The sequence below is a fragment of the Nitrososphaerales archaeon genome (assembly GCA_032906765.1).
Taxonomy (GTDB): Archaea; Thermoproteota; Nitrososphaeria; order Nitrososphaerales; family Gagatemarchaeaceae; genus DASPPF01.
The window spans coordinates 217,909-241,927 of the sequence record JAJTZB010000001.1 but is presented as its reverse complement, the minus strand read 5'-3'; the positions used below and the strand labels follow the sequence as shown (position 1 = coordinate 241,927).

The window sequence follows — 24,019 nt, the reverse complement described above, 5'->3', positions numbered from 1 at the left end:
CGCGCAATTGCGTTTAAAAAGAATTGTCGGGGCAGGCGACCTAGCCTTGCACCTAGATGCGTCCCAGGAGAAGATGCTGCGCGGCAAGGAAGGGGCGGCCAGGCAGCTCGCGATGGAGATACTAACCAAGGTCGGTGACGCCGTGGGGGCAGACTCCCTCGTGCCCATCGTCTCTGCGCACGTCCTGGCGCACTACAGCAGCCTGCATGATGCAGGCATCGAGATGTTGGAGCGGTTTGCCAACGCGGGAGGCAAGTTCGCGGTCCCAACCACGGTCGACCCGGCGAGCATGGACTTGGAGAAATGGAAGAGCTTCGGGATTCCAGAGGACTACGCCGAGAAGCAGTTCAGGCTCTGTCGCGCCTACGACAAGCTGGGAGGCATCCCGTGCTGGACCTGCGCACAGTACCAGGTCTGCAACTTCCCGAAGCCGGGCGAGAATGTTGCCTGGGCGGAGTCGAGCTCCGTTGTCTTCGCGAACTCTCTGATTGGCTGCAAGACAAACAAGATCACTGCCGGGATGGACATGGCCTGTGCCATCACGGGGCTAACCCCAAGGTTCGGAATGCTCCTGGACGAGAACAGGGTCCCCAAGATATCCTTCAAGGTTGCAGCCGGAGCCCTCACCGACCTGGACTACCGCAGCATCGGGTTCTTCATCGGCAAGCACGCCGGTTCAAGGGTACCCGCTCTCGAAGGGCTCCCTCCGTCCGTTACTTCCGATGAGCTCAAACACTTGGGCGCAGCAGCTGCTGCAGCCGGGCCAGTCACAATGATTCACTTTGTTGGCGTCACGAGGGGCGCCGATTCTCTTGCCGAGGCGACGCGGCGCGAGACAGTCGAGTCTGTCGACGTGACACGATCTGACCTCCAGAAGGTAGAGGGGGACCTGAACCAGACCGATGAGCTCCCAGACCTCGTCGCCCTCGGCGTCCCTCACCTCTCGGTAAGCGAGCTGGGCAACCTCGCGGAGATGCTGAAAGGAAGGAAGGTGGATAGGAAGGTCAAGATGTATGTCTACACGTCCAGCCAAGCCTACGACATGGCCATCCGGTCGGGAATCGCAGGGGATATCGAGTCCTCGGGTGCGAGGCTCACTCACACGACAGACGCAGAGATATCACCCCTGAAGAAGATGGGCTTCAACGTGGTTCTGACGAATTCGGCCAAGATGGCAGAAATCGTGTCTTCCGAGGGCGAAATCAAGATGCGTTACGCGTCACTGAAGGAGATAATTGAGGAGGTAACTAGGTGAAACCCGCAAGCTTCACTGGGAGGCGTCAGATCGAGGGCAACGCGAGCGGCGAGGCTCTGATCTCGAGGCGCGCATTCACTTTCGCGCACGGGGTCGATCCAGCCACGGGGAAGGTCACTGACATCCGCAGCGACATCAGAGGCCATAACGTCAGAGGCAAAGTCCTCTTCTATCCATTCGGGAAGGGATCGACAACGGCATCCGCCTGGTTCCTTGAGACATTCAGGCTGGGCAACGCCCCAGCGGCTGTAGTCACTGAGAGCACCGACCTTTCTGCAGTCATCGGTTCCGTGTTGGCGAAGGTTGTCTACGGGAAGTCCGTACCTGTTCTCTCTTCCTTCCCGGAGGAGCTGTACTCGAGAGTCAAGAATGGCAACCAGATAACGGTCAGGGGGAAGGCGGAGGTGGTGCTGGAGGGTTGAAAAGAAGACTGGACCTTAGCAGGAAACGGCTGTTCCTCTTCGACCTAGACGGTGTCTTCTACAGGGGCAAAGAGAGACCGGTGAAGATTGGGGGAACGAGGATAGTGAAGAAGCTCAGGTCGCACCAGAAGAAGCTCCTCCTCCTCACAAACAACTCGACCGACTCTGTAAAGACTGTCCACTCCAGACTTCTGGCCCTGGGCATCCCTATCCGTAACGAGGAGATCCTCACCAGCGGTCTTCTCACTGCTGAGTACCTAAGCAGGAAGTACGGCAAAGTGTCATACTACCTAGTTGGGGAGCCGGGCCTCGAGGCGGAGATGAGGAGGTTTGGCCACGAAAGGACGGTGGGTGAAGAGGCTGACTTCGTAGTGATCGGACTCGACAGACGGCTCAGCTATGAGAAGCTGGACCACGCGGCCAGACTCGTGCGGAACGGCTCCAAGATGGTAGCTACCCACGTATCAAGACTTTACATGTACAAAAACGGGCCCGCGTTGGCTACAGGTCCGATAGTCAAAGCACTCGAGTACGCCACCGGGGAACGCGCCACAGTGATCGGCAAGCCATACCCGGAGATGTTCCGCATGGCTCTCCGACGCGCCGGTTGCACGGCAAGAGACGCTCTGATGGTGGGCGATCAGGTCGAGACAGACATTGCAGGCGCAGCCCGCGCGGGCATCGACGCGGTGCTAGTCGCTACGGGCGTCGACCGCAGCATCCGCGGCACAAGAGCCCTGGCAATGGTCTCCAACGTGGACGACCTCGTCGAGTACCTCTGAAGGCCCACTCACGCCGCGTTGCGGTGGATGAACCTGGTGTCCACTTCCAGGCCAAGCCCGTTCCCCTTGGGAACTGCAATGAAACCCTCGGAAGGCGCCGACAACCCACTCGCCAGCTCCGTCTGGAGCGGGTTCGGAAACGGGTTGAACTCCACGCCTATCGTGGGCACGGCGGCCGCAACGTGCAGGGACGCTGCGAGCGAGACGACTGAATTCATGCCCGTCATCGGGGAGAAAAGCACTCCCCTTCTCGCTGCCCGCCTTCCAGCCCTTAGCTCGATGTCTACCCCCCCGCACCGGCTGACGCTGGGTTCGAGCACACCGACCAGCCCAGCCTCCAGCGCTGCAGTAATGTCTCCCACGAACCAGCTCTCTCCCGCACCGATGCGGACGTCCTTCTGTCTGCCGAGCCTCAAGTAGCCTGCCCAGTCGTCCGATAACAGCGGTTCCTCGAACCAGGAAAGGCCGATCTCCCTGAACAGCCGGCAGGCCTTCTCTGCAGTTCGGATGTCGTACGCGCCGTTCGCATCGGCCACCAGCATAGCGTTCGGCCACGCCTTCCTCACCTTCCTGAGCAGCTCGAGGTCCCTCCCGGGCCCGAACCCGATCTTCACCTTGGCTCCCTTCAACCCAGCTTCTCTCGCCCTCTTCACCTGCTCGTCGATTCCGCCACGAGACCTGAAGAGCGACCCTGCGAATGCGGGAACCGAGTCGGCTGCGCGTCCAGAGAGCATCTTGCAGAGAGGTTCTCGCTTGAGCCTGCTGTAGCAGTCGTAAAGCGCTATTTCTATGCCGCTCAGGGCCTCGACATCCGTGCCTCTCGTGTGCCCTCTAATCCTTAGCTCTCTCCATATGACATTCCAGGCTTCTCGAGGTCTCACGAACTTCTTGCCTACGATTCGTCTCCCGAGGAACTCCACCAGGGCGGCGGTCGCCTTCGGTTCGAGCCGTGTCATCGCCTCTCCCCAACCTGTCTCGCCGTCGCAGACGACCTTCACAAGCACAGTCTGGAAGTACGAATAGCTGAAGGTCCCCCCCTTCAACTTCTCGTCGGCCTTGATTCTGATCGGGAAAGCCTCGACTGTTTCTACTCTCAACTGGGTCGGGTAGGACGGGGTAACCTTAAATTGATTGACTGAAGCCGCGAAGAATGACGTTGCAGCACCTTTCGACCAAATCGCCTGCCAAGTGCGCTCTGTGCGGGACTCCGGAGCCCACCAGTGGCACTTATCCCATGGTCGTGGGCGTCGGCAGGGTCTGCCTCAGCTGCGGCATGAAGAAGGTGAAGTGCGAGGCCTGCGGCAACGAGGTCAAGCTTCTCACATCGTCCCGCCTTCAGGGCAGGACACTCTGCCTCGCGGACCACATGAAGGAGATTGAGAAGTTCAGGAAGAACGTAGTTGTGAGCTTCGACGAGGACCAAGAACCGGCTGCGTCGATACTGGCGCGCGCCTACTCCGAAGCTCCGGATGGTTATACCCTCCTGAGCGTGAGGCGCGCGAGGAACAGCACCCACGTCTGGGAGGCCGAGTATGAGAAGACCGAACTATTCCAGATGAAGTGCAGCTGAAATCCTCACATGCCTGCTCAAATTGTTTGCACATTTTTTCCTATAAGGTCGCGCACTGGACATGAGCTTTGAGCGCGATGGCAAACGAGGAGATGCTCTTCCTACAAAGGTTGCTGCAGGAAATAGAAAACCTGAAGCAGGGGCTCGACCCCAACGTGCTCGCTGGGTGGTACGAGAGGGTCGCTGCCGACGCGAAGGCCGAAGCGCCCTCCTACCTGAGCGATTCGATAGGCGTGGTTCAGGACCCCATCCTCCCTATGAAGTTCGAGTTCAAGACGTCCAAGAGGGCAGTCCGGTACGTCCTCGACTCAATAGAACGGAACCTCGCCGACATGCCGACTGCGACGAGGCTGTACTTCCAGAAGCTCTCGGAATTGATTCAGCAGGAAGCCCTTCGCTAGCCCTTTACTGTGACCTTGCCCGTCATCCACGGGTGGTAGGTGCAATGATATTCGTACACGCCGGGCGTCAAGAACACATAGGTGAACGATTGGCCCGGAGCGAGGTTTCCAGAGTAGAAGCTTCCTCCGTTCGCTGTAACCGTGTGGGGGGCGCTGTCATTGTTCGTCCACTCGACTGTATTGTTTACACCGATTACGACCGTGATGCTATCCGGACTGTAACCCGGGATTGCGGTGTTTTCCCCGGCTCCCGGGACTATGCTGACCACAACCCCGGCCGCTGACGCGTTCGAAGGATGCCCTCCCGCCGGGACAGAGCCCTTGTAGGCTGAGTTGGGGAGGACCACGAGATAGCCTATCATCCCGACTTGGGCGTGATAAGTGCAGACGAACTCGAAAATTCCGGGGTACTCAGCCACGAAGGAGTACGTAGCCGATACCCTGCCGGGGGTGCCCACGACCACGACGCCAGGGGAATTGTTCTTCGCGTCTGTAGTGAACGTCTGCCCCGTGAGGTCATTGATTAGGCCGGGCACTGTCGCGTTCACGAGTACGCTGTAGGGAGGCCCCAGGACGAAGTCGTGCGCAACCGTGTCGTTGTCTATGAAGGTCAGGTGGACCGTGTCGCCCTGGTTGACTACGATGAAAGAAGGGTCGAACCTGTCCTGATGCGCCTGTGGCGAAAGGTACCATGTCTCCCAAATTGTCCTGATCGTGGGAGCTTGGTTCATCACCGGCAAACTGCCGAGACTCAGAATCGACGCGTTGAAGCTCCTCTGCTGCAAGGCGACGTGGGCGATCTGCGACTTTAGCTGAGCAATCTGATCCTCGTTTCCTTGCGTAGTGTTGACATACAAGACCGACACTGCCCCCACAACTAGAATCAGGAGGATTAGCGCTGTCCCGGCCGTGGATATCCCATCGCGTTCTGCCCTCATTACTCGCGCCTAGGTCGAACTTCCGCGGTTTAAGTGCTCTGATTCCCTACGAGGCGAGCTCTCGCGCCAGGCCCATCGGTCCCTTCGCGAAGATCCTGGCGTCCATCTCCCCCACGCTTCCCCCTACCCTGGGAGTGAATTCCATCTTCGCAAGTACGTCGCGCTCAAGGTCCACTCCGGGGGCAAGCTCCTTCAACTCCAGCCCCTGAAGAGTCAGCTTGAAGACCGCCCTTTCTGTCACGTACAGAACCTCCTTGTCGAACCGCAGCGCCTGGCGACCGCTGAAGAAGTTCCTGTAAGCCTTGTTCACGAACTTCTTGGTCGCCCCGTCCTTTTCGATCCTGAGCTTCGCGCCCTCCACCTCTATCTTCGACTCGCCTGCTGTAAACGCACCCGCAAAGTAGAGGCGGGGTGACCCTCCCGCTATGACTGGGAAGCCGCCCGGACCGAAAAGCCTCCCGGGCAGCATGGATGGATTCACGTCGCCGCCCTCCTCCACCTGGAGGAAGCCGAGGGACGCGGCGTCAATCACGCCACCCTCGAAGTTGGAGAACATGTCCGGCATCGTCGAGAGGGCGAAGGGGTTGATGGCAACGCCGAAGTCGGCGCCAGAAAGGGCGACCCCGCCCCACTGCCCCGACTCGAGGACTGTCACTATGTAGTCCGTGACCTTCTCTTCCAAGGCAAGACAGGAGATGAAGGCCGGGATTCCAATTCCGAGGTTCACGACGATTGGGGTTCCCTTCCCCAAGGCCGCATGCACGAGCTCCATCAGAACCCTCCTCGCTATCACTGTGTGGTGCGGTTCCTCCACCATCTGGGTGCACAAATCTGCCGCAGCCCGCGCCTCAGGGGCTCCCATTCTGAGTCGTGGATCGAACAATGAGGATCCTGTCTGCCAGTGATATTGCTCTGGGGAGACGACGATGTAATCGATGAATGGGCCGGGCACCTCCACCGTCCTCGGGTTGGCTCGATCAGTCTGTACCCGCTTCACCTGGACAATGACTGTCCCAGGGTTAGGGTGTGCCTTTGTCGCCTGGACTATGCTCTGGACGGTCCCGCGCATGAGCTCCTCCTCCATTGTCACGTTGCCCGAGGGGTCGGCCGACGTGGCCCTGACGAGCGCAGCGTTCGGCTTTGGAGCCTCGTAGATCAGGTAATCTTCTTCGTCTATCAATATCCTCCTGACGGTGCACGTCTTCCTTTTCTCCGCGAGTTCGTTGAACCGCCCGCCACCCCTCCTTGGGTCAATCGACGTGTCGACGCCTATCTTGCTTATCACGCCCGGTCTGCCAGAGGCTACCTCCCTGAACCAGTAGGCACCCACTCCCATCGGCCAGCTGTACGCCTCGACAATGTTGTCTGAAACCAGCTTCTGGAACGTTGGCGCGAAGCCGAAGAACGGCATCGAGACCCCTCTGATTAGACCCGAGTCGTGAGACGTGTAGATGTACTCGGCAACCTTGTCCAAGGCTCGGCCCGGCACTGCCGGGCAGGCATCGGCTATCAGAAAGAGGTCGCGCGGGTGCCCCGTGCTCCTGTAAAGCTCCAAGAGCTGGAGGATGAGATACTCTGGGGTAACGGCCATGTTGAACCCGGAGACTGCCACAACGGCGGAGTCGGGTATGGTCGAGAGCGCCGCCCGAGCTGAGGTGACCGTCCCGGCCCTCCTGAACGTCGCAGCTTTCATGGGGACCCACTCGCCTTCGGCTGGTGCCGCGTAACAGTAAGGAGGTGACTCGCCGCGGTCATTGCGGATCAGTCCTTCGTTCCTGCTAGGGAGTAGACTATTATGAAGAAGCCAACTGCCTGACTAGCTGCCTGTATCGTTTCGACAGTTATGAGGTCTGTGTTCATCAGCTCGAAGAAGATTCCAGCTAGCCCAGCTCCAATCGCCACGAATGTGAAGCCCACTGCGAGCAACAGCATCGACTTGCTCTTGGTCCTGCTGTAGCTCTTCGTCGCGTAGTAGACAACTATCCCACCGAAAAGGAGGATGAGCAGCTGCTCGATCCTGAGGAAATCAATCAAGTTCAAATTACTTTGAATCACCCCCGAATTGACCCTTTAAAGTAGTGAACACGATTCTCAACACTGGTAACAACTTCATTGCTTCATCGTCACCCAGAGGCGCCTCAGCTTGTCCGCAACATCCTCGTTGATCAACGCTTCCACCTTCATGATTCCGCTCTCCAAGTTGACTGTGATTGACCGGTAGGCGCTCCTCAGCATCTCGTAGCGTTTCCCGTCGGGCGTGACGATTATCCTCTCGACTATCAGCACCCTTGAGTCAAGCAGTTCGTGCACCCTCCTGTAGCAGGTGCTGAGGGGGATGTCGTTCTCCTTGCTCAGATCCTCGACAGACTTTGCTGCGGTTATGCACCCCAGCATTATCTTCCTGGAGTATTCGTCGGAGAGGGCCTGAACCAAGGCCTGGAGGGTCCCAGGGTCCGTTACCTGTACCAACTGCCGCGAAACTCCTGGTTGAGCATCCCAGATTTGTTCGCGGTGGGAATATCGTATTTGAGTCTATTCTACACACCCGTGCAGTAGAAAAAGGGGTTCAGAAGCAGGTTACTTCTGCCTGCTTCTGAGTATGTAACCTAGGCCCCTGAGGAGGGCGCCTAGTGCTGTCAGTCCGATGAAGAATCCGATTGGGCATGTTAGCTGGCCGAGTATCTGCTCGTGAACTTGGAGTGTTGTGAGACCTCCGCCTCCTTGAGCGGTCGGTGCCAAGGCGTAACCTGCCATGTAGCCTCCCCACATCATGAGGAACATTGAGACGTCAACGCCCACGGTCATGAGGACGAGGTGCCCCCAAGCCAGGTAAGACGTCAGGCCGCTGTAGACTCTGCCCAGAATCCCTTCGATGTAGAAGTAGAATCTGCCAGTTGAACTGACGGACATCTCTCCTCAAGAAGGCTGATTCCGGCGTCTGTTCGCAATCAGAGTGTGTCGGAGCCCCCCTCTCTCGGATGCGGGCATTTCGACCAGAAAGTTGTTCGGGAGAAATGATCGTGTTTCCGGGCGGCTTAACATCCTGATTGCGCCAAACTACAGGTCCAAGTCCCCTGGGCCTTACTACAGGCAGTGAAGGCTCGCCCGACACGAGGAACGCCATGGACATAAGTGTCTCAGAGAATCCGCTGATGATGGGATGTGAACCCCAACCTAGTCATCATAGCTCGGCTGCCCCTCCTAGCCAAGGATTCGAGCCGGAAGGGTTTCGAACCTAAAGTCAGACTCTCCCCTGAGCATTGACTGCACCAATTAGGTCGACGAAGACGAATGGGTCCTTGCCAACGGTCCACGCGTCGTGGCCTGCTTGGACATCAAAGACATCTCCTGCGCCGACCTCAAGAACCGTTCCATCGTCCATCGAAAATGCCATCTGACCAGAGAGCACGTACCCCATGTGACGTATCTCGCAAGTCTCCGTCTTAGCAATCGGCTTCATCGATGTCGACCACTTCCAACCAGGCTGTAGTGAACGCAGTCCGAGCGTGAATCCCCCGATTGTGACGAGCTGGAGTCTTCCTTTCGGCGTCTCTTTGGTTTCGTCGGGTTCGCTGAAGCTCCTCCTTGACGCGGCCAGCTTCAGCATACTCTTCCCCTTCCGAGTAACTTTCACGACCACCCTCACATAGTCTTTCTTCTGCTCAACCTCAATTATCCGGTTGCCACTCTTCTTTGCCCACGCTCTTACGTCGGCTTCTGTGTTAGGCTCTGTTGCCAGAAGTTCGATCTCGTCACCGATGTTCCCCTGACGCCACGCCTTGAACAGATCCGTAAGGGGTGTCGGTGGACACCAGATGCCCCTTGAATCAACAAGTATTCGCGGCGATTGCTGAGTCGTGTTTTCCATGTCGATAGAGTCTTATTGCCGATTGTGCCCTTAAAAGGTCAGAATACGTTTCTCATGATTGAAAAACGCTACTGGCCGAATCAATTCGGGAAATTGGGCGCGTCCGGGGATTCTGAAGGCCAAATCAGAACACCCGGAAACGACTAACAAACTCAGCGCTTTCAGACCTATGAAGTGTACGGTCGCCGGAAGTTCAGCACAATTTACTGTGCTGAATCGCTTCAGCGCACCTGCCCTGCCAACGTACCACCTGGCGACCAACATGACGCACCCTGCTGCGGCGATCAAGGCTGCAGAGACAAACAGGTCCAGCTGGGCAGGTTGCCAGCTCCCGCTCCAGCCTTCCACGTAGTACCAGACCGCAGTCACGTTTCCGCCGCGGCTGAAGGCGATGAACTGCGGAGGGGTCGCGCCGCCCACAACGAAAAGAGGGTTGTGCCTGACGTCCCAGTCCGCGTAGGGGTACCAGCCATTTGAGACCCTCATTCCGTCGACCAGGATGGATACCAAGGTCAGGTTGCCCATCTTTTCGAAGGTTGAGGCGTCGCGGGAGTAAGACTCCAGTGCGAAGACCTCTTGATCCCCGACCTTTAGTGAATGTGCTGCGTTTGCCCCGAAGCTCCGCTCCACAGAAGACCCGGTCGAAAGGTCCCTCACAATGAACATCCACCCGTCCGTCTGCGTGAGGATGATTGCTATCGCGACCGAGTCGCCAGGCGACATCCTGGGTTCGCTCGAATTGAGCACCCACTGATACCTCTGCGGATAGGTTCCGACATCAGCGATGAACATGGAATAGACGAGCCAGCTCCTGTTGCCTGGGTAGATACCAGCCGCAACCTGAAGGACAGAGCCGTCTCGAGTCATGAGGGACAGTATCGCATACATGATTTGTGTAGCGTTGACTATGTCGGGTATCCGCACCACCACCGTCACGTTGGTCGCGGCGCTCCAGGAAAGTGCGTCCCCGCCCGAAAGCCCGGCCCCGTCTGGCACTACCACCCCAAGCCCCCAGGGGGTCCCAGAATACCCTGCTTCACCTGATGTCCCAGCTCCATTGGCGCTCGGCCGAGCAGCAGCAATGGCACCCGGAACCGCCAGCGAGGCGACGAGCCAGAGCGCCAGGGCGGGCTTCAGGAGTCTGTCCGCGACCTTTCCACGGCTGGCGTGCAATTCAAGGGCCCCTAGCACGAATCATTGCTAGGAGCGCCAGAAAGGCACCTGCCACCGCAACCAGGACTGTCGCAGTGATAGGGTAAACGTACGGAGAGAGCACTTCTCGGAGGGGAGTGACAGGCCCTGCGCTGACCGTCGACGCATACCCTCCTAGCGTACCGGCTGCCGCGAGCATTGCGCAGCTCGATGTTACGCCGAAATAAAGTAGTATGAAGCCCGGCCACATTAGCGATGGGTCCGCTTTCCGGCCCTCGTGCACCTCAATCGTGTGGAGAAGGCCCGACAGCCAGCCGAATCCTCCCGCACCCACTGTGACGAAGAGCAGGTATGCGACCACAAGCCACTGCCCCGGACCCCCGGCAACCATTATCGGTGGGACAGACGAGAAGGGCGCGAACGGCAGGACCATCAGGGCGGTCCAGATGAGTGCTCCGAATGTGTTGGCGTAAGAAGCCATCCTGAAGGTGGTGTACCAGTATCTTCTCTCAGCCTTTGCCAATTTCTCTCTGTTGAGACCGACGCTACAGCGGGCCGATATAAGCACTAGACATGATTTCCAATCCTAGGAACTGATGTGACCTGATTGGGCGGAAAGGTCCGAGTCCCAGAAAGAGCTCTGCCGAACGTGTTTGATTCGACGGAGGCACTGGCGTGTCTGGCAATGCTCCTCAAGAAAAGAAAAGTGGAAGCAGGACTTAAGGCGTCCTGCTTCTGACTATGTATCCTAGTCCGCCTAGGAGGGCGCCGACTGCTGCGAGCAGTATGAAGGCGCCGATTGGTTCGACCATCCATCCAAGAATCTGCACATGGACTTGGCCGGCGTTGAGCCCGCCGCCACCAGCGCTCGCAGCCGACTGGCCCCACCCTGCCAAGTAGCCTCCCCACATCATCAGGAACATCGAGCCCGCCACGCCCACGTTCATGAATATGAGATGGCCCCATGCCATGAAGTTGGTGATGCCCTTGTACACTTTGCCTTTGATGCCCTCGATGTAGAAGTAGAAGATGGCCGTGACAGCAGTCGCAACGACGCCGACGACCATGTATGAGATGTACCCGGTGAAGAACCAGGTGCCACCGCTTCCTCCGGCGATTACTCTTGCCGGAGAGTAGTACGTGGGAGTACCTGTGAAGTATTGGATAGGGTCGAGGACCATTACCGTGATAATGGTCGCCACGAGTCCTTGGATGACGGCGGCCCAGATGAATCTGCCAGCCCATTTCCCTTGGAGTGATTGCATTTTCAAGGCCAGCTATCGGCCCACGGTATATAACTCGCCGTGCCTATTTTCAATCTTGATAATCAAACTTGGGAGGCAGGCATGGGCCGAGACATCTCGACCTTCTTGCTTGTTTCGCCGAAATAGGCGTCCATAAGCCATTCCAAGCTTCCTGACAGGGTTGACCAATAGATTGAGGCGAACCCCCTCTTCATGGCGTACTTCACCAAGGACGGGCTCTGGGGCGTTGGCGGACTCTCGTAGGTCGCGGAAACGAAAATCGCTCTGTGGTGCCCCAGTTCCATTGGGCAGTTTATCCTGCCGTTGTACGCGTACTCTATCGGTTCACCATCCATCGCAGCAATCAGATTGTTGGCTACCACCTTGGACTCGAGGTGCGCGACCACGCCTGACTTCGAGACTGGTATGTCTGTAGCATCTCCGATTGCGAACGCGTCATCATGCCCCTTTATCCTGAGGTTTCTCCTGTCGGTCGGAATCCACCCCTCTTGATCCCCTATCCCTGAGTCTCTCACCACGCGGGTGCCCCTGTGGGGCGGCACAGAGATCAGAAGGTCGTAAGGAATCTCTTCGCCTTCCAGGGAATACACCCTCTTCTTGGTCGGGTCGACCGACTCCATGTTGAAGAAGGGAACGACCTTGATATTTCTCTCCTCGAGAAGCGGCCCGACGATTTTCGCTGTCTTCTCGGCCGGATAGGACCTCGGGTAGGGCGTCAGCAAGGTCAGTTCGACGTCCTCCTTCACCCCGCGCTTCTTGAAGTGCTCTTCGAGGAGGAATAGGGCTTCGTCTGGCGACGGCGGACACTTGTACGGCACGCCTGCGATTGCGACCACGACCTTCCCCTTCTTGAAGTTCCGGACCGCGTCCCAGACCATCTCCGCGCCCCACGGTCCCGTGTGGAAGTTGAGCGAACCCTCCTTCAGTCCCGGCATCATCTCTGGCGCCGCCTCTGCTCCAGGCGCCATCACCAGAAAGTCGTAGCCGTAGGTTGTCCCGCCCGCTGTCGTGATTCTCCTGTTTGCCAGGTCAACTTTGGCGGCCGGGTCAGGCACGAAGGTGACGCCTGGTTTCAGGAGGTCCGACTCATTCCTGCTCTCCGAATCCGGAGGCACCCCCTTGAATGCGATGTCCAGATTGGCGGGTTGGAAATAGTGCCTGAACCCATCGCCCAAGAGGAGGACCTCTATCTCTCCGGACCTAATGCGGTCGTGGAGCCTGCTGCTGAGGAGGTTGGCGAGTAGCGTCCCGCCCGTCCCCGCGCCGAGGACGACCAGCCTCTTGACCATCTACCTACCCTTCCTCGTTACCTTGATGACTATCCGGAGGTAGTCCTTCTCCTGCGCCACCTCGAGAACCTGGTTGCCGCTCCTCGCTGCCCACGCTTCGACGTCGCTCTTGGCGGCCGGATCTGTGGCCAGGAGTTCGATTTCGTCTCCGACGTTCGCTGCCCTGTACGCCTTGAAGAGGTCGGTGATGGGGCCTGGGCAGAAGCTGCCCCTTGAATCGACCTGCCGCCTGCTTGCCGGGGCGCTCATTCACACCCCCCCTTAGATGAAGAGCGTCTGACCGCCCTCGCTCATCTGGAGGAACGTCGCAGCTCCCACCACGTCATCGATCTCGGGAATGAGGTCCTCCTTCTTCACGCCGAGAACGTCCATTGTGGTCGAGCAAGCGTGCAACTTCACGCCCAGGTCCTTCGCTGTGCGGATCATGTCGGGTATTGCGGGCATCTTGATCTTTTGCATCTTCCCCTTCATCATCCTAGTTGCCATCGCCGTCATTCCCGGAAGCATCCCCAATATGTTAGGCATGGGCATGCCTGGGTTGCCGACCGGCGAAACCTTGAGCGAGTCCACCTTCTTTCTGTTTACTACGTCGAGGCCCCAGAACGTGAAGAAAACGTGCACCTCGCTCCCCATGGTCGCCGCCGTTGTGGCGAGCATGAACGCAGGGTACGCCATGTCCAGGGACCCTTTCGACAGGATTATGCTGAGCTTGCTTTGGGCCGCCTCGACCCTCTCAACCCTCTCCTTCTGGGCCAGTATCGTAGCCATGTGTATGGCGGAGAGGCGGTCGGAATAAAAGATGGAACGACGTTTCCCATGCCTGATTTTCATCCTTGGAAATCAGTGACCGCCTTAAATATCGAGCAAGCGCTACCAACCTTGTGAGAAAACGACCGGAAACCCCTTTCAGAAGATCGTCGTCGCATTCGACGGCTCACCAGACGCAGTCAAAGCTGTAAAGATGGCAAGCTCGATGGCCAAGGAGTACGGGGCGAAGCTGAAGATACTGCACGTCTACTCCGTGCCAATCTACACCTACGCTGCCCCTGCGCCCATGCCTCAGGTCGACGTCAACGCCATAGAGGAGTCGGCAAAGGAGAAGGCGAGGGGGACCCTGGAGGGCGGAATGCGCATCGCACAGGAGTCGGGCGCGAAAGCTGAAGCAGAGCTGATCGAGGCTGCATCAGTTGTCCAAGCAGTGGTCGAGTTCGCAGAAAGCGAGAAGTGCGACCTGATCGTGATGGGAACGCGGGGCATGACAGGTTTCAGGAAGCTTGTCCTAGGCAGCGTGTCGAGCGGAGTGGTCAGCCACGCCCACTGCCCTGTTATGGTGGTGAGGTAGCGAATGATCTGCGTGGCTGACGTGATGAGCAGGCGTGTCAGGACCGTTGATTCTTCAGCCACGCTAAAGGAGGCAGCCAAGAGGATGGCGAAGTGGAGGATAGGGTCCCTGGTGATTGTCGAAAGAGGCAAGCCCGCGGGGATAATAACCGAGGGCGACGTCTCCAAGGCAGTTGCCAAAGGGTTGAACCCCTTCAAAACGTCTGTCAGTTTCAAACGCAAGAAGCTCGTAACCGTCGGACCCACGGAAAGGCTTGAAGGCGCAGCCCGGATCATGGCAGCAGCCGGGGTCAAGAAGCTCCCCGTCATGGAAGGAGGCAAGTTGGTTGGAATCATCACACAGACAGACATCGTCGAATCGAGTTTCGCCCTGGTGACTTCTCTGAATGAGATGGTCAGCGCTCGTTACAGGCCCCCTGACTTCGTTCCTTAGAATCAGCTCAAACGTTCTGCCCGTGGAATTGCATCAGTGCTGAACTAATAGAAAAAAAAGAAAAAGGTGGGCGTTCACTTGTTGAAGTCGAACGCTACTACCCTCGCGAACGCGGCCTCTCCGCCCTTGAACAGGAACGGGAAGCAGCCGATAGTAGTGCGCACGGCCTTCTGCCCGCCCAGAACCTCTTCGATCTGGCCGCCCAGATTCTCCATGTGAATGCAGTCGCGTGGGAAGAGTATGTTGTGCGTTACTTGGTAGTCTTCGAGGGGGAAGAGCTTGGCCAGGTTGGCCTCGCCGAACTTCTGCGCAGCCGCGGCCCTGACCTTGTCGCTCACGCGTGGGAGGAACCTGCCGATTGGTAGGTTCATCGGATGGTCAGTTGACACAGCGTCTACACCCCAGATGTGGACCTTCTTCCTAAGCAAGTAGTCGCAGAACGCCCTGGTGGGACCTGGGTGCATGTGGATGTACCTCTCCTCATCTGCTGTTCCTTGTGGCTTGGGCTTCTGGTACCAACCATACTTGCTCCATCCTGTGTAGAGGACCACGATGTCGCCGTCCTTGACTCCGCCCGCAGCCTTCGCATTCCTCTCGACTATCTCCTCCGTGTAGATTCCCAGGTCTCCCACCTCACTGACATCGACTATGATGCCAGGTCCGTACAGCCACTCGAGGGGTATCTGGTCGATTGTCCTCCCGTTTGTGACGAAGTGCAGTGGCGCGTCAAGATGTGTTCCTATGTGCATGGCTGTCATGATGTACATTGCGTTGACGCCGTGTTCCGGTTTCCTCTTGATGAACTTGACTTCAAAAGGAGGATACAGCGGCCAGAATGGCGTCTCTTGGTTCAGTGGTTGTGATAGGTCGTATATCTTAGTCATAGGAGAGCGCGCGCTGCCACGCCGTTTTAAAGATATGACACGTTTCTCACAGTCAATAGTCTCGACACAGAGTTCCTCAGAAGACGCAAGGCGGTTGTGTCAGTAGACTAGACGCTCAGTGTCTTGGGAACCTTCGCCGCCCCAGGGCTTTGCGGGACTCACCGCTGGAGCTGACTAGACTTCCACTTCTTTCGGCGCCGCGAGCTTCTCTGCTGTGGCCAGGAGTTTGGCGGGGGCAGGGCGAATGACGAGTCTCTCCTTCATGATCCCCTTCACGAACCTATCCCAGTCGTCTTTGGTGTTGAAGAAGATTCTTCCTCCTCCCAGCTCGTGCTGCATCTGCGGGTAGGGTTTCTGATACTGGGCGTATTTGACTCCCCAGTACCTGAAGCCGGTGTAGCTCTCGTACGTCGCCCACCATTCTCTGCACTTCATGAAGTCGAATACGTACTCTAGCTTGGCTGCGTACATCGTGGCACCTATCCCTGCCCTCCTCTTGAAGGTCAGGGTGTGGAGGCTGACCGCGGTGTTGTCGTCCCACAGCCTGAAGTTGCCTATGGCAGCCAGTTCGCCGTCGATGACACCCACGAGAGCCACGTGGTCCTTTATCCTGCTGCGATACCAACCAAGGAACTCCGCATAGACTCTGGCCGAGACTATGTCGTAGAAGTCGGTGTCCCTGTCGAACAGCTTCAACGCGGTCTTCATGACTATGGGCGCCTCTTCCTTCTTCGCCCTTCGCACAACCATCTTCTCACCAGTGGGCAGGTTCACATAGCCTGGCGGATACTGCACCTTGAGCAGGGGGGATTCCAGACCGCGGAGGATCGGCTCGATGTCCTCTACGTTGATCTTCACTTCTTTCAGCGTTACATTCTCAGGGGGAGACCAGTCTGTTGGCATGTCAGCTCGCGGCCTTTTGTAATGTTATAAGTTTGTTCCCTAATCAGAAAATTCGAAACGACGGCCAACCCTTAAATCGTCGCGACCTGCGTTTGACGACATGCTTCTTGAAGGAAAGTTCAAAATGCCCAGCAACCGCGAGAAGGTCTGGAACTTCGTCTCCGACCCGACGAAGATAATCCAGTGCGTCCCCGGGCTGCAGAACTTCACGGTCGGCGAGAACAAGCGGATCGCCGCTACTGTCAAGGTCGCGATTGGGTTCATCAGGGGCAACTTCCAGGCAACGAGCAAGGTGGTCAAAGAGGACCACGACTCTTACACAGCAACCCTGGAACTGTCGGGCTCCGGTGCAGGAAGCGGCTTCAGCGCTGTGGTCAACCTCGGCATCGCAGAAGTTGGCTCCGAGTCCGAGCTGAGCTGGAAGGCAGACGTCAACATCAACGGCCCCCTAGGAAGTCTTGCCAAGCCACTGATCGAAGGGAACATCAAGAAGATTGTGACTCAGATGTTCGATTGCGTCAAGACGAAGCTTAGCTGAACCTAACGGCTAAGCAATCTACCTTATATAACCAACAGTCCGTTTGCAAACATGATGCAAGTAAAGAAAAGAAATGGAATAACAGCGCTCGTAAGTGCTTTAATCGTCGTCATCATCATCCTACTCGGCGTTGCAGGATACGCCTTCCTCTATCCCTCTGCTGGCGCAACCAGCACAGTCACCAATACGGTCACGACCACAGCGCAAGGCACTGCCGTTGCAGGCGCTCTAGCGGCCCTCAAGGTTGGGTTGATAGAACCTATCACACCAGCGGACAATTCGTGGAACTATCAAGCTGAACACGAACTGAAGACGCTTCAATCTCAGTACGGTTTCACACTCAGCTTCTCTGAGAACAAGGTTTCAGGTACAGACGCGCAGCCGGTCGCCCAGCAATGGGCGTCCCAAGGCTATGGCGTGATCTTCCTGCAAGGAATCCAGTATCAGGTCATGGCGAGCACAATAGCTCCTCAGTATCCAAAGACACTATTCGTCTGCGTTGACTGTTTGGCAGCCAACGCCTCCAACGTCTACAGGATTTGGTTGGACATCAGTGGAGGCGGATTCGTCCTTGGAGCGATGGCAGGCATGATCAGCCACACTGCCAAATTCGGCCTCATAGGTGGCGGCTTCGTCCCATCGATTTGGGGTGGTCACGAAGGCTTCAAAGCCGGTGTTCTGTACACTTCCTCCACCTCTCCGACCTTCTACAACAAGTTCGAGGCGTTCGCCTGGGCGGACTCGGCCGGAGCCCAAACTGACGCAACCAACGACTACACCAACGGTGCGGATGTCGTCTTCTCGTCTGGAGACGGAATCGACGTCGGAGTGCTCGGAGCAGCGATGGCACAACCAACAACAAGCCAGGTGTGGGCAACCAATGTCTACACGAACTTGACAGCCGTTGCCCCCACGAACAACAGAATCCTGTTGGGTTCGATTGTCGTCAACTGGGCCGCACTATACAACAAAGCAATGATTGACTACGTGACACACAACTGGTCCTGGGGCTTCGTTACTGCCAACATGCAGTCAGGGATAGTCCAGGTGCAACCCGGACCCAACCTCCCAGCCAACGTGAAGGCAGCGGGACACGCGTTACAGACCGACATCACTCTGGGTTCAATAGTCATGTACTTCAAGACCAACCCATCAACAGGGAACCCGTTCTGCTTCGACAATCCCACTAACGCCGGCTGTGCGGACACGAGCCTTGCAACTGCGGCGGCTCAATTCAGCTATCTGCCACCAGTATCAAGCCTACCATAAGGGTGCGAGCGACATACAGGGCCTTCGATGGCTACGCGTGACGGCGTACAACGCCATCGCCATTGGGCTCGGCGTGATAGCCGGGCTGGCGGTGGTGGCGTATGCCGGCGGTAACGTCGAAGTCGCCCTGTCCACTCTTTTTCTGAATCCTATCACGACGTCCAGTGGGGTCCAGCAGATTTTCGTCAGGTTTGTCGTGTTCTACACGATGGCGATGGGAATCGGGTTCGCCCTGAAGGCGGGTCTCTGGAACATCGGAGCGCAAGGTCAGCTGGTAGTCGGAATGGTCATGGTCTTTGTCGCGTACACCTACATGGCGTTTCTTCCTTGGCCTCTTCTCTATCTCTCGATGATACTCCTCGCGACCTTGGGCGGGCTCCTTTGGATCGTTGTTCCAGCAGTCTTGAGAGTCAGATTCGGAGCCAACGAGATCGTTGTGACGCTACTTCTGAACGTCGTTGCCTCGAACTTTGGTTATTACATGCTCAACGGGCCAATCAAGAGCGGTCAGTCCGGTGGTTATCCTTACACCGCTACACTCGTCCCGCAGTTCCGGATTCCCAATATTGTCAGCGGGACGCCTATCACCTACGCTGTACCCTTTACGGTTGCCATCGGAATCCTACTTTACTTCTTGGTCGAGCGGACGTCGTTTCGAATAAAGGCGAACACCGTCGGGGAAAGCGCTGAAACGGCGAAGTACGCGGGGATTAGCATACAACGGGTGATGATTACCACCATGTTGGTGGCCGGTGCCCTCGCCGGACTAGCGGGAGCGACGTTTCAATTGGGATACTTGTACCACCTTGACGCTGGTTCGTTCGGGACAAACTTCGGTTTCATTGCGGTCATCGCAGCGCTGGTAGGACGGAAACACATGATAGGGATAGGCTTCGCCTCAATCTTCTTCGCCTACATCACTATAGGGGCGGAGGCCATGGCCCTTCAATCTAATGTGACAACTTCGGTCGTCTTTGCGATGGAAGGAGTCATAATGATAGGACTCCTTCTCAGCGCCTACTTGACTGAGAGGAGGACGAGGACATGACGGACCTCCTGACGAACGTTCTCATAGGGATATTCTCCACAACTCTACAGCTTTCCCCCCTCTACATTTTTGCCGGTATGGGCGAGATTGTGGCGGAAAAGTCAGGGGTGGCGAACATGGGTATTGAGGGCATCATGCTTATGGCTGCATTCACGACCCTAGCAGTCGACTTCACAACCGGGAATCCATGGTTGGGGATACTGGCTGCCCTTGCTGTTGCGGGGCTAATTGGAGCCATCTTCGCGTATCTCACCGTTCGTCTGCGCCTGGACCAAATAGTCCTTGGGTTAGCCGTTTACCTGTTTGGTCTGGGCTTGTCGTTCGTCCTCTACAGCAGCTTCGCAGGCGGCGGCGCTTCACTCACACATAATATTCCGAACATCTACATCCCATTCCTGAGTGATATTCCGATCGTCGGGAGGGTGCTCTTCCAACAGAACCCGCTCGTATACTTCGCTCTTGCTCTGGTAATTGTAATCTCCTTCTTCCTTGGCCGGACATCCTTGGGGCTCAGAGTGAGGGCGGTCGGCGAGAACCCGAAGGCGGCCGACAACATGGGCGTCAATGTTCTGAAGGTCAGATTCCTGGCCGTTCTCCTCGGAGCAATGCTGGCTGGCTTGGCCGGTGCCTACTTTGAAATCGGTTTCCTTCAGTCGTTCCAGTTCGACATAATTGCAGGCAGGGGCTTCATAGCACTCGCCATGATTTACCTTGCGAATTGGGGGCCGTTCAAGACGTTGTTTGCGGCAATCTCCTTCAACATTGTGTACGCGGCCCAGTCAGAGTTCGTGAGTATTTCTGGCATCGCAACGGCAGGGAGTTCACAGCTCTTCAACATGCTGCCGTACGTCTTTCTCCTTGCGCTGATTCCTATTCTCGGCAGGAAGGCGAGGTTTCCGAAGTACCTGCTGAAACCGTACAGGAAAGGCTAGCCGCTCGTCGCGACATGGGAGGTCGTAGTCATGAGTGTGGCGAGTTCATGGATGTCCGCATCCTTTGCGTCGACGACACGCACTACTTTACCCTGATTCATCACAGCAATCCTATCACTCATGTCAAGTATCTCGTCGAAGTCGGTGGAGATCATCAGGATTCCCTTCCCCTCAGCCTTGATCTTCTCCAGCACGTTCCTGATGTATTCCGCCGCCGATATGTCCAGTCCCTTTGTGGGGTTGTTCGCAACGATTACCCTAGGTCCCCAGAAGAGCTCTCTCGCGAGCAGGAACTTCTGTCTGTTGCCCCCGCTCAGCGTTCTTAGCTCGTCATTCTCCGAACCAGCAACTACATTGAACTCCTTGAGCAGCTCCTTTGTCTTCTCCCTCACCTTCCCGTCGTCCAAAAACAGTCCGCGAGTGAACTTCTCTGCCAAGAAGGGCGACAGTATCAGGTTGTCTTTCAGACTGAAATCGAAGACGAATCCAGTCTTGTGCTCCTCGCACACATGTGCAACCCCCACCCTTCTGGCCTCGTCTGGCGTCTCGTTAGTAATGTCCTTGCCATCCAATAGAATCTTGCCGGAGGCAACCTTTCTCATGCCGGTAATCACCTCGTCCAACTCCCTCTGTCCGTTTCCCGCGACGCCAGCGACTCCGAGGATCTCGCCAGCCCTGAGCTCGAAGGAAGCGTCGCGCACCGCGCGTCTGCCCAGATCGCCGTCCGCTGAAACGTCAACCAGCTGAAGGACAGGTTTGCCGATTTGAGTCGGGATCTTCGTGACGTTGTACAACACTTCCCTACCCACTATGAGCATCGCCATCGTGTCCCGCGTCACCTCGCTCCTCTTGTTCTCTGATACGACCTTCCCCAATTTCATCACTGTTATCCTGTCCGCCACCTCTAGGACCTCGTCCACCCTGTGAGTGACGAACACGATGGACTTGCCTTCCCCCGCCATCCTCTTCAGGTTCTCGAAGAGCTTCTCCGTTTCTATTTCAGTCAGGTGGCTTGTGGGTTCGTCGAAGAGGAGTATGTCCGCGCCAATGAAGAGGCACTTCAGTATCTCGACCCTCTGCCTTTCGCCGACCGAGAGATTCTCGACGAAGGCCTCTGGATCTACTGAAAGGCCGTATGCCTCCTCCATCCCTGCCAACTTGCTCTTGACGTCTTTGAGGTCCAGCACTGGTTTCTTCAGGTTCAGGTCTGTCATCAGGCTCAAGTTCTGGGCCACAGTCATGTTGGGTATGAGCATCAGGTCCTGGTGGACCATGCCGATTCCTGCCTTAATGCCGTCTTTAGGAGAAGAGAACCTCACCGGCTTCCCCTTGAGAATCACCTCTCCACCGTCTGCCTTGTAGTAGCCGTACAGGACGTTGCATAGAGTGGACTTACCTGCGCCGTTCTCTCCGAGTAGCGCGTGGATTTCCCCCTTCCTGAGCCTAAAGTTCACGTCGTTGACTGCAACCAGGTCTCCGAATCTCTTGACAAGCTTGACAGTCTCGAGGACGACCTCTTCGTTCTTTGCCACTTCCAAAGTAACATTGACGTCCGCCCGAGGCAGATTAAAGTGTTCGCGAACCAGTTAGGGCTAGCAGGACGCTCTCAAGTGCGCCATCGTGCTCGATTCCGTCCCTGACTGCAGCCACAGAAAGAACGACGCCCGACGACATGTCGATGCCAGAGGTGTGGCCGCGCCTGGCGACTTCCAACAACTGATCGGTGAACTTCCCTTGCCTGGCGCCTGCGGCCGAGAGGATTAGCTTCTCGAGGTCCTCGTCCACGTACCCGTTCTGGGCGTATCCAAGGATAGTCGCGCTCTCTGGCACCGTCCTGCGAAGCAGCTCAGACATCGGGAGCGCTATCAGTTTGGCTCCTGTCCGCCTGGCCACATAGTTGAACGCAGCTGTGAATCCGCTTACGAAGTCATCTCCGGCCGGCGTGAACCCGCTCCCGAGGCCTATGAGGGCGAAGTAGTTGTCGGGGAGGTATGCCCCGCTCAACCGACCGCCCGCAACCGGCAGGAGAACAGAGCGGACGAACTTCTTGAAGGACCTGTCTCCAACAAGGTCCAACGCAGGAGAAGAGACGTTGTAGAGCAGCCTTAGCATGACCGCTCCCCTAACAAGTTCCTTGGCTGCTATTGGTCTGAACGGCGCTCTCCTTCTCAGACTGCTGCGGAACACCTTTGCCCCCTCCAAGACCAGCGACAGCTCTCCGACCTTGATTGTGGCGCCCCTGAAGTGAAAGGCGTCGCCTGCCGACAAGACGCCTTCCGGGTTCTCTCCAGGGTCGAGGTTCACCGTCATGGGCGACCTGAGGCCGCCATGAAGCAGCAGGATGAGACCTTCTGATGTCTCGACGTACGCAGAGCTGTGGAAGACGCGCCTCACAGTGCCCTCCCTCGCCCGCGACCTCTGTTTGAGGACCAGTTCTCCGATGTCAGTGACCTTCAGGATCATACTCCGTATTTGTCCACGTAAGCAGCGAATGCATCCTTGAAGGCTTGCATGGGGAACGTGATCGTTCCAGCGCCTATCTGCCCTACACCAGCCTTCTTGTGGGCAATCCCGGTGTTAATCGTGGGCGCGATTCCGGTCTTCAGCACTTTCCTGAGGTCGATTCCAACCGGAGTTCCTCTGAAGTTGAGGAACGGAATCTGGAAGTGCCTGTGCTCTGCCTGGGTTATCTCGTACATCCTGTTCGTGACGTCCAGGGCTGCCTGCACGCTCCCTCCAACCCACGAGACGATCGCAGGCGCTGCGGCCATGGCGAAACCGCCGAAGCCCGCGGTCTCGGTTATGGCGCTGTCGCCTATGTCTGGGTTTGCGTCGGCGTCGGAGAAGCCGGGGAACCAGAGGCCTTTGGGAATCGGGGCCTTGGCTGTGAACCATCTGTTTCCCAGCGAACTCACCCAAATCCCGGCGTCCGTCCCGTTCCTCGACATGACTGTCACGATTGTGCTGTACTTCACGTTATGCCCGGCGAGTGTCATGGCCTTGGCCGCTGCCATTCCCATGTTCAACATCGTGAAGTTGTTCGCGTCAATGAACTTGCTCACCTCTGACAAGGTCTTTGAGTCGAAGCCGGTCCTTACAATGTATTGTGCGATCTGCTTCGCGAAGAGCGAAGTCGTGGCGATGTACCTGTTGTGGCAGTCATCGCCCATTGTGAGCGCCTGGGCTATCATCGGCTTGATCGCGAGGCCACCGCCGTCTTTGACGAGTTCCTTCACGGTGGCTTTGAAGACGGGCGCGACTATCTCCGACATCCATCTGAGTCTGTCGAGGACGTCCTTGCTGAACGCCCCATACCTTAGGACCTTGCCTATCCCCTCGTTCATGTTCGAATAGGTCTTGGTCCCGTACTTCCTGTCCACGAGCTCGAAGACGGGCATGCTGGGCGAGATCACTCCCGCCATGGGTCCCACAGCGTCCCTGTGGTGGTCGCAGTCCAGCTCTATCTCACCCTCAACTGCCAACTTTGTCGCTGCCTTCTCGTCCTCCGCCCATCCCTCGTAGATTGCGGCCCCGATTATTGCCCCCCTGAGTGGCCCGCTCGCTTCTTTCCAAGCCACAGGTGGGCCGGCGTGGAGCATCGTCTTCTTCATTCCTCGGATCTTCTCCCTGGCTGGGGCGATGTCGACCCAGACAGGATCAGAGTCCATCATCCTATTGACAGCTTCAGCGTTCGCCTGTTCGACCACTTCCTTCGACAGAGTCAAGTTA

Annotated in this window: 29 protein-coding genes; 11 read left to right on the top strand and 18 right to left on the bottom strand. The window is 57.1% G+C overall.

Annotation, left to right across the window (positions count from 1 at the left end; genetic code table 11):
* Positions 1-46: 46 nt before the first annotated feature.
* The 3 genes from LYZ69_01250 to LYZ69_01240 are packed head-to-tail and all read left to right on the top strand — an operon-like array spanning position 47 to position 2,459.
* Complete coding sequence (locus LYZ69_01250; protein ID MDV3277077.1) at positions 47-1,255, top strand: aconitase X catalytic domain-containing protein; 1,209 nt, start codon at positions 47-49, stop codon at positions 1,253-1,255.
* Entirely contained in the window at positions 1,252-1,677 is a 426-nt protein-coding gene (locus tag LYZ69_01245) for a DUF126 domain-containing protein (protein MDV3277076.1), read from the top strand. Before LYZ69_01250 ends, LYZ69_01245 begins: the two co-directional genes overlap by 4 nt.
* Positions 1,674-2,459 carry an HAD-IIA family hydrolase gene (locus LYZ69_01240; GenBank protein ID MDV3277075.1) on the top strand — a complete coding sequence of 262 codons (786 nt, stop codon included), beginning with the start codon at positions 1,674-1,676 and terminating at the stop codon, positions 2,457-2,459. Before LYZ69_01245 ends, LYZ69_01240 begins: the two co-directional genes overlap by 4 nt.
* An 8-nt stretch (positions 2,460-2,467) precedes the next feature.
* Here LYZ69_01240 and LYZ69_01235 read toward each other — a convergent pair whose 3' ends face one another.
* Entirely contained in the window at positions 2,468-3,556 is a 1,089-nt protein-coding gene (locus tag LYZ69_01235) for a mandelate racemase/muconate lactonizing enzyme family protein (GenBank protein MDV3277074.1), read from the bottom strand.
* Positions 3,557-3,609: 53 nt separating this feature from the next.
* Between LYZ69_01235 and LYZ69_01230 the strand changes: the two genes are divergently transcribed.
* Positions 3,610-4,029 carry a hypothetical protein gene (locus tag LYZ69_01230; protein ID MDV3277073.1) on the top strand — a complete coding sequence of 140 codons (420 nt, stop codon included), beginning with the start codon at positions 3,610-3,612 and terminating at the stop codon, positions 4,027-4,029.
* A 77-nt stretch (positions 4,030-4,106) separates the two neighbouring features.
* On the top strand, positions 4,107-4,430 hold the full coding sequence (locus LYZ69_01225; protein MDV3277072.1) for a hypothetical protein: 324 nt from the start codon (positions 4,107-4,109) through the stop codon (positions 4,428-4,430).
* Here LYZ69_01225 and LYZ69_01220 read toward each other — a convergent pair.
* The 12 genes from LYZ69_01220 to LYZ69_01165 form a co-directional block, all read right to left on the bottom strand.
* Entirely contained in the window at positions 4,427-5,368 is a 942-nt protein-coding gene (locus LYZ69_01220; GenBank protein MDV3277071.1) for a cupredoxin domain-containing protein, read from the bottom strand. The genes LYZ69_01225 and LYZ69_01220 overlap by 4 nt on opposite strands.
* Before the next feature lie 46 nt (positions 5,369-5,414).
* Complete coding sequence (locus LYZ69_01215) at positions 5,415-7,061, bottom strand: hypothetical protein (GenBank protein ID MDV3277070.1); 1,647 nt, start codon at positions 7,059-7,061, stop codon at positions 5,415-5,417.
* Between the two features lie 68 nt (positions 7,062-7,129).
* Complete coding sequence (locus LYZ69_01210; protein MDV3277069.1) at positions 7,130-7,402, bottom strand: hypothetical protein; 273 nt, start codon at positions 7,400-7,402, stop codon at positions 7,130-7,132.
* Positions 7,403-7,477: 75 nt separating this feature from the next.
* Positions 7,478-7,837 (bottom strand): hypothetical protein, encoded by a 360-nt coding sequence (locus LYZ69_01205; protein MDV3277068.1) that lies wholly within the window; start codon positions 7,835-7,837, stop codon positions 7,478-7,480.
* A 108-nt stretch (positions 7,838-7,945) separates the two neighbouring features.
* Positions 7,946-8,278 (bottom strand): hypothetical protein, encoded by a 333-nt coding sequence (locus LYZ69_01200; GenBank protein ID MDV3277067.1) that lies wholly within the window; start codon positions 8,276-8,278, stop codon positions 7,946-7,948.
* Positions 8,279-8,609: 331 nt separating this feature from the next.
* On the bottom strand, positions 8,610-9,236 hold the full coding sequence (locus tag LYZ69_01195) for a sulfurtransferase TusA family protein (protein MDV3277066.1): 627 nt from the start codon (positions 9,234-9,236) through the stop codon (positions 8,610-8,612).
* Positions 9,237-9,266: 30 nt separating this feature from the next.
* Positions 9,267-10,409 carry a hypothetical protein gene (locus LYZ69_01190; GenBank protein MDV3277065.1) on the bottom strand — a complete coding sequence of 381 codons (1,143 nt, stop codon included), beginning with the start codon at positions 10,407-10,409 and terminating at the stop codon, positions 9,267-9,269.
* Position 10,410: 1 nt separating this feature from the next.
* A complete protein-coding gene (locus LYZ69_01185) occupies positions 10,411-10,911 on the bottom strand; it encodes a hypothetical protein (protein ID MDV3277064.1) in 501 nt (166 codons plus the stop codon).
* Positions 10,912-11,107: 196 nt separating this feature from the next.
* On the bottom strand, positions 11,108-11,653 hold the full coding sequence (locus LYZ69_01180; protein ID MDV3277063.1) for a hypothetical protein: 546 nt from the start codon (positions 11,651-11,653) through the stop codon (positions 11,108-11,110).
* Positions 11,654-11,715: 62 nt separating this feature from the next.
* Positions 11,716-12,942 carry an NAD(P)/FAD-dependent oxidoreductase gene (locus LYZ69_01175; GenBank protein ID MDV3277062.1) on the bottom strand — a complete coding sequence of 409 codons (1,227 nt, stop codon included), beginning with the start codon at positions 12,940-12,942 and terminating at the stop codon, positions 11,716-11,718.
* Positions 12,943-13,191, bottom strand: a complete 249-nt coding sequence (locus LYZ69_01170; GenBank protein MDV3277061.1) for a sulfurtransferase TusA family protein — start codon at positions 13,189-13,191, stop codon at positions 12,943-12,945.
* A gap of 12 nt (positions 13,192-13,203) precedes the next feature.
* A complete protein-coding gene (locus tag LYZ69_01165) occupies positions 13,204-13,710 on the bottom strand; it encodes a DsrE/DsrF/DrsH-like family protein (protein MDV3277060.1) in 507 nt (168 codons plus the stop codon).
* Between the two features lie 193 nt (positions 13,711-13,903).
* On the opposite strand from LYZ69_01165, the gene LYZ69_01160 reads away from it, so the two are divergent.
* Both LYZ69_01160 and LYZ69_01155 read left to right on the top strand, forming a co-directional pair.
* On the top strand, positions 13,904-14,284 hold the full coding sequence (locus tag LYZ69_01160; protein MDV3277059.1) for a universal stress protein: 381 nt from the start codon (positions 13,904-13,906) through the stop codon (positions 14,282-14,284).
* Between the two features lie 3 nt (positions 14,285-14,287).
* Entirely contained in the window at positions 14,288-14,716 is a 429-nt protein-coding gene (locus LYZ69_01155; GenBank protein ID MDV3277058.1) for a CBS domain-containing protein, read from the top strand.
* A gap of 74 nt (positions 14,717-14,790) precedes the next feature.
* Here the strand turns inward: LYZ69_01155 and LYZ69_01150 are convergent, their stop codons facing one another.
* Together LYZ69_01150 and LYZ69_01145 are read right to left on the bottom strand one after the other, a co-directional pair.
* Positions 14,791-15,600 carry a cyclase family protein gene (locus tag LYZ69_01150; protein MDV3277057.1) on the bottom strand — a complete coding sequence of 270 codons (810 nt, stop codon included), beginning with the start codon at positions 15,598-15,600 and terminating at the stop codon, positions 14,791-14,793.
* Between the two features lie 174 nt (positions 15,601-15,774).
* A complete protein-coding gene (locus tag LYZ69_01145; GenBank protein MDV3277056.1) occupies positions 15,775-16,503 on the bottom strand; it encodes a hypothetical protein in 729 nt (242 codons plus the stop codon).
* Positions 16,504-16,603: 100 nt separating this feature from the next.
* Between LYZ69_01145 and LYZ69_01140 the strand changes: the two genes are divergently transcribed.
* The 4 genes from LYZ69_01140 to LYZ69_01125 are packed head-to-tail and all read left to right on the top strand — an operon-like array spanning position 16,604 to position 20,290.
* Positions 16,604-17,041, top strand: a complete 438-nt coding sequence (locus tag LYZ69_01140) for an SRPBCC family protein (GenBank protein MDV3277055.1) — start codon at positions 16,604-16,606, stop codon at positions 17,039-17,041.
* A 54-nt stretch (positions 17,042-17,095) separates the two neighbouring features.
* Positions 17,096-18,310 carry a BMP family ABC transporter substrate-binding protein gene (locus tag LYZ69_01135; GenBank protein ID MDV3277054.1) on the top strand — a complete coding sequence of 405 codons (1,215 nt, stop codon included), beginning with the start codon at positions 17,096-17,098 and terminating at the stop codon, positions 18,308-18,310.
* Between the two features lie 37 nt (positions 18,311-18,347).
* Entirely contained in the window at positions 18,348-19,358 is a 1,011-nt protein-coding gene (locus LYZ69_01130) for an ABC transporter permease (GenBank protein MDV3277053.1), read from the top strand.
* Positions 19,355-20,290: an ABC transporter permease gene (locus tag LYZ69_01125; GenBank protein MDV3277052.1), complete on the top strand. Its 936-nt coding sequence runs from the start codon at positions 19,355-19,357 to the stop codon at positions 20,288-20,290. Before LYZ69_01130 ends, LYZ69_01125 begins: the two co-directional genes overlap by 4 nt.
* Here LYZ69_01125 and LYZ69_01120 read toward each other — a convergent pair.
* Genes LYZ69_01120 through LYZ69_01110 form a run of 3 tightly spaced genes read right to left on the bottom strand, consistent with a single transcriptional unit; the run spans position 20,287 to position 24,015 of the window.
* Entirely contained in the window at positions 20,287-21,822 is a 1,536-nt protein-coding gene (locus LYZ69_01120) for an ABC transporter ATP-binding protein (GenBank protein ID MDV3277051.1), read from the bottom strand. The genes LYZ69_01125 and LYZ69_01120 overlap by 4 nt on opposite strands.
* A gap of 34 nt (positions 21,823-21,856) precedes the next feature.
* Complete coding sequence (locus LYZ69_01115; GenBank protein ID MDV3277050.1) at positions 21,857-22,753, bottom strand: DUF2877 domain-containing protein; 897 nt, start codon at positions 22,751-22,753, stop codon at positions 21,857-21,859.
* The gene (locus LYZ69_01110; protein MDV3277049.1) at positions 22,750-24,015 is read right to left on the bottom strand and encodes a DUF1116 domain-containing protein; all 1,266 of its coding nucleotides are present in this window, start codon (positions 24,013-24,015) and stop codon (positions 22,750-22,752) included. The genes LYZ69_01115 and LYZ69_01110 overlap by 4 nt, the downstream gene beginning before the upstream one ends.
* Positions 24,016-24,019: the final 4 nt, after the last annotated feature.

Bases quoted from the DNA above. Each gene is read 5' to 3' on its own strand.
- LYZ69_01145 (MDV3277056.1), bottom strand. From the start codon at position 16,503: ATGCCAACAGACTGGTCTCCCCCTGAGAATGTAACGCTGAAAGAAGTG.
- LYZ69_01230 (MDV3277073.1), top strand. From the start codon at position 3,610: ATGACGTTGCAGCACCTTTCGACCAAATCGCCTGCCAAGTGCGCTCTG.
- LYZ69_01165 (MDV3277060.1), bottom strand. From the start codon at position 13,710: ATGGCTACGATACTGGCCCAGAAGGAGAGGGTTGAGAGGGTCGAGGCG.
- LYZ69_01200 (MDV3277067.1), bottom strand. From the start codon at position 8,278: ATGTCCGTCAGTTCAACTGGCAGATTCTACTTCTACATCGAAGGGATT.
- LYZ69_01215 (MDV3277070.1), bottom strand. From the start codon at position 7,061: ATGAAAGCTGCGACGTTCAGGAGGGCCGGGACGGTCACCTCAGCTCGG.
- LYZ69_01180 (MDV3277063.1), bottom strand. From the start codon at position 11,653: ATGCAATCACTCCAAGGGAAATGGGCTGGCAGATTCATCTGGGCCGCC.
- LYZ69_01220 (MDV3277071.1), bottom strand. From the start codon at position 5,368: ATGAGGGCAGAACGCGATGGGATATCCACGGCCGGGACAGCGCTAATC.
- LYZ69_01140 (MDV3277055.1), top strand. From the start codon at position 16,604: ATGCTTCTTGAAGGAAAGTTCAAAATGCCCAGCAACCGCGAGAAGGTC.
- LYZ69_01160 (MDV3277059.1), top strand. From the start codon at position 13,904: ATGGCAAGCTCGATGGCCAAGGAGTACGGGGCGAAGCTGAAGATACTG.
- LYZ69_01115 (MDV3277050.1), bottom strand. From the start codon at position 22,753: ATGATCCTGAAGGTCACTGACATCGGAGAACTGGTCCTCAAACAGAGG.
- LYZ69_01155 (MDV3277058.1), top strand. From the start codon at position 14,288: ATGATCTGCGTGGCTGACGTGATGAGCAGGCGTGTCAGGACCGTTGAT.
- LYZ69_01175 (MDV3277062.1), bottom strand. From the start codon at position 12,942: ATGGTCAAGAGGCTGGTCGTCCTCGGCGCGGGGACGGGCGGGACGCTA.
- LYZ69_01195 (MDV3277066.1), bottom strand. From the start codon at position 9,236: ATGGAAAACACGACTCAGCAATCGCCGCGAATACTTGTTGATTCAAGG.
- LYZ69_01135 (MDV3277054.1), top strand. From the start codon at position 17,096: ATGCAAGTAAAGAAAAGAAATGGAATAACAGCGCTCGTAAGTGCTTTA.
- LYZ69_01150 (MDV3277057.1), bottom strand. From the start codon at position 15,600: ATGACTAAGATATACGACCTATCACAACCACTGAACCAAGAGACGCCA.
- LYZ69_01125 (MDV3277052.1), top strand. From the start codon at position 19,355: ATGACGGACCTCCTGACGAACGTTCTCATAGGGATATTCTCCACAACT.
- LYZ69_01170 (MDV3277061.1), bottom strand. From the start codon at position 13,191: ATGAGCGCCCCGGCAAGCAGGCGGCAGGTCGATTCAAGGGGCAGCTTC.
- LYZ69_01225 (MDV3277072.1), top strand. From the start codon at position 4,107: ATGGCAAACGAGGAGATGCTCTTCCTACAAAGGTTGCTGCAGGAAATA.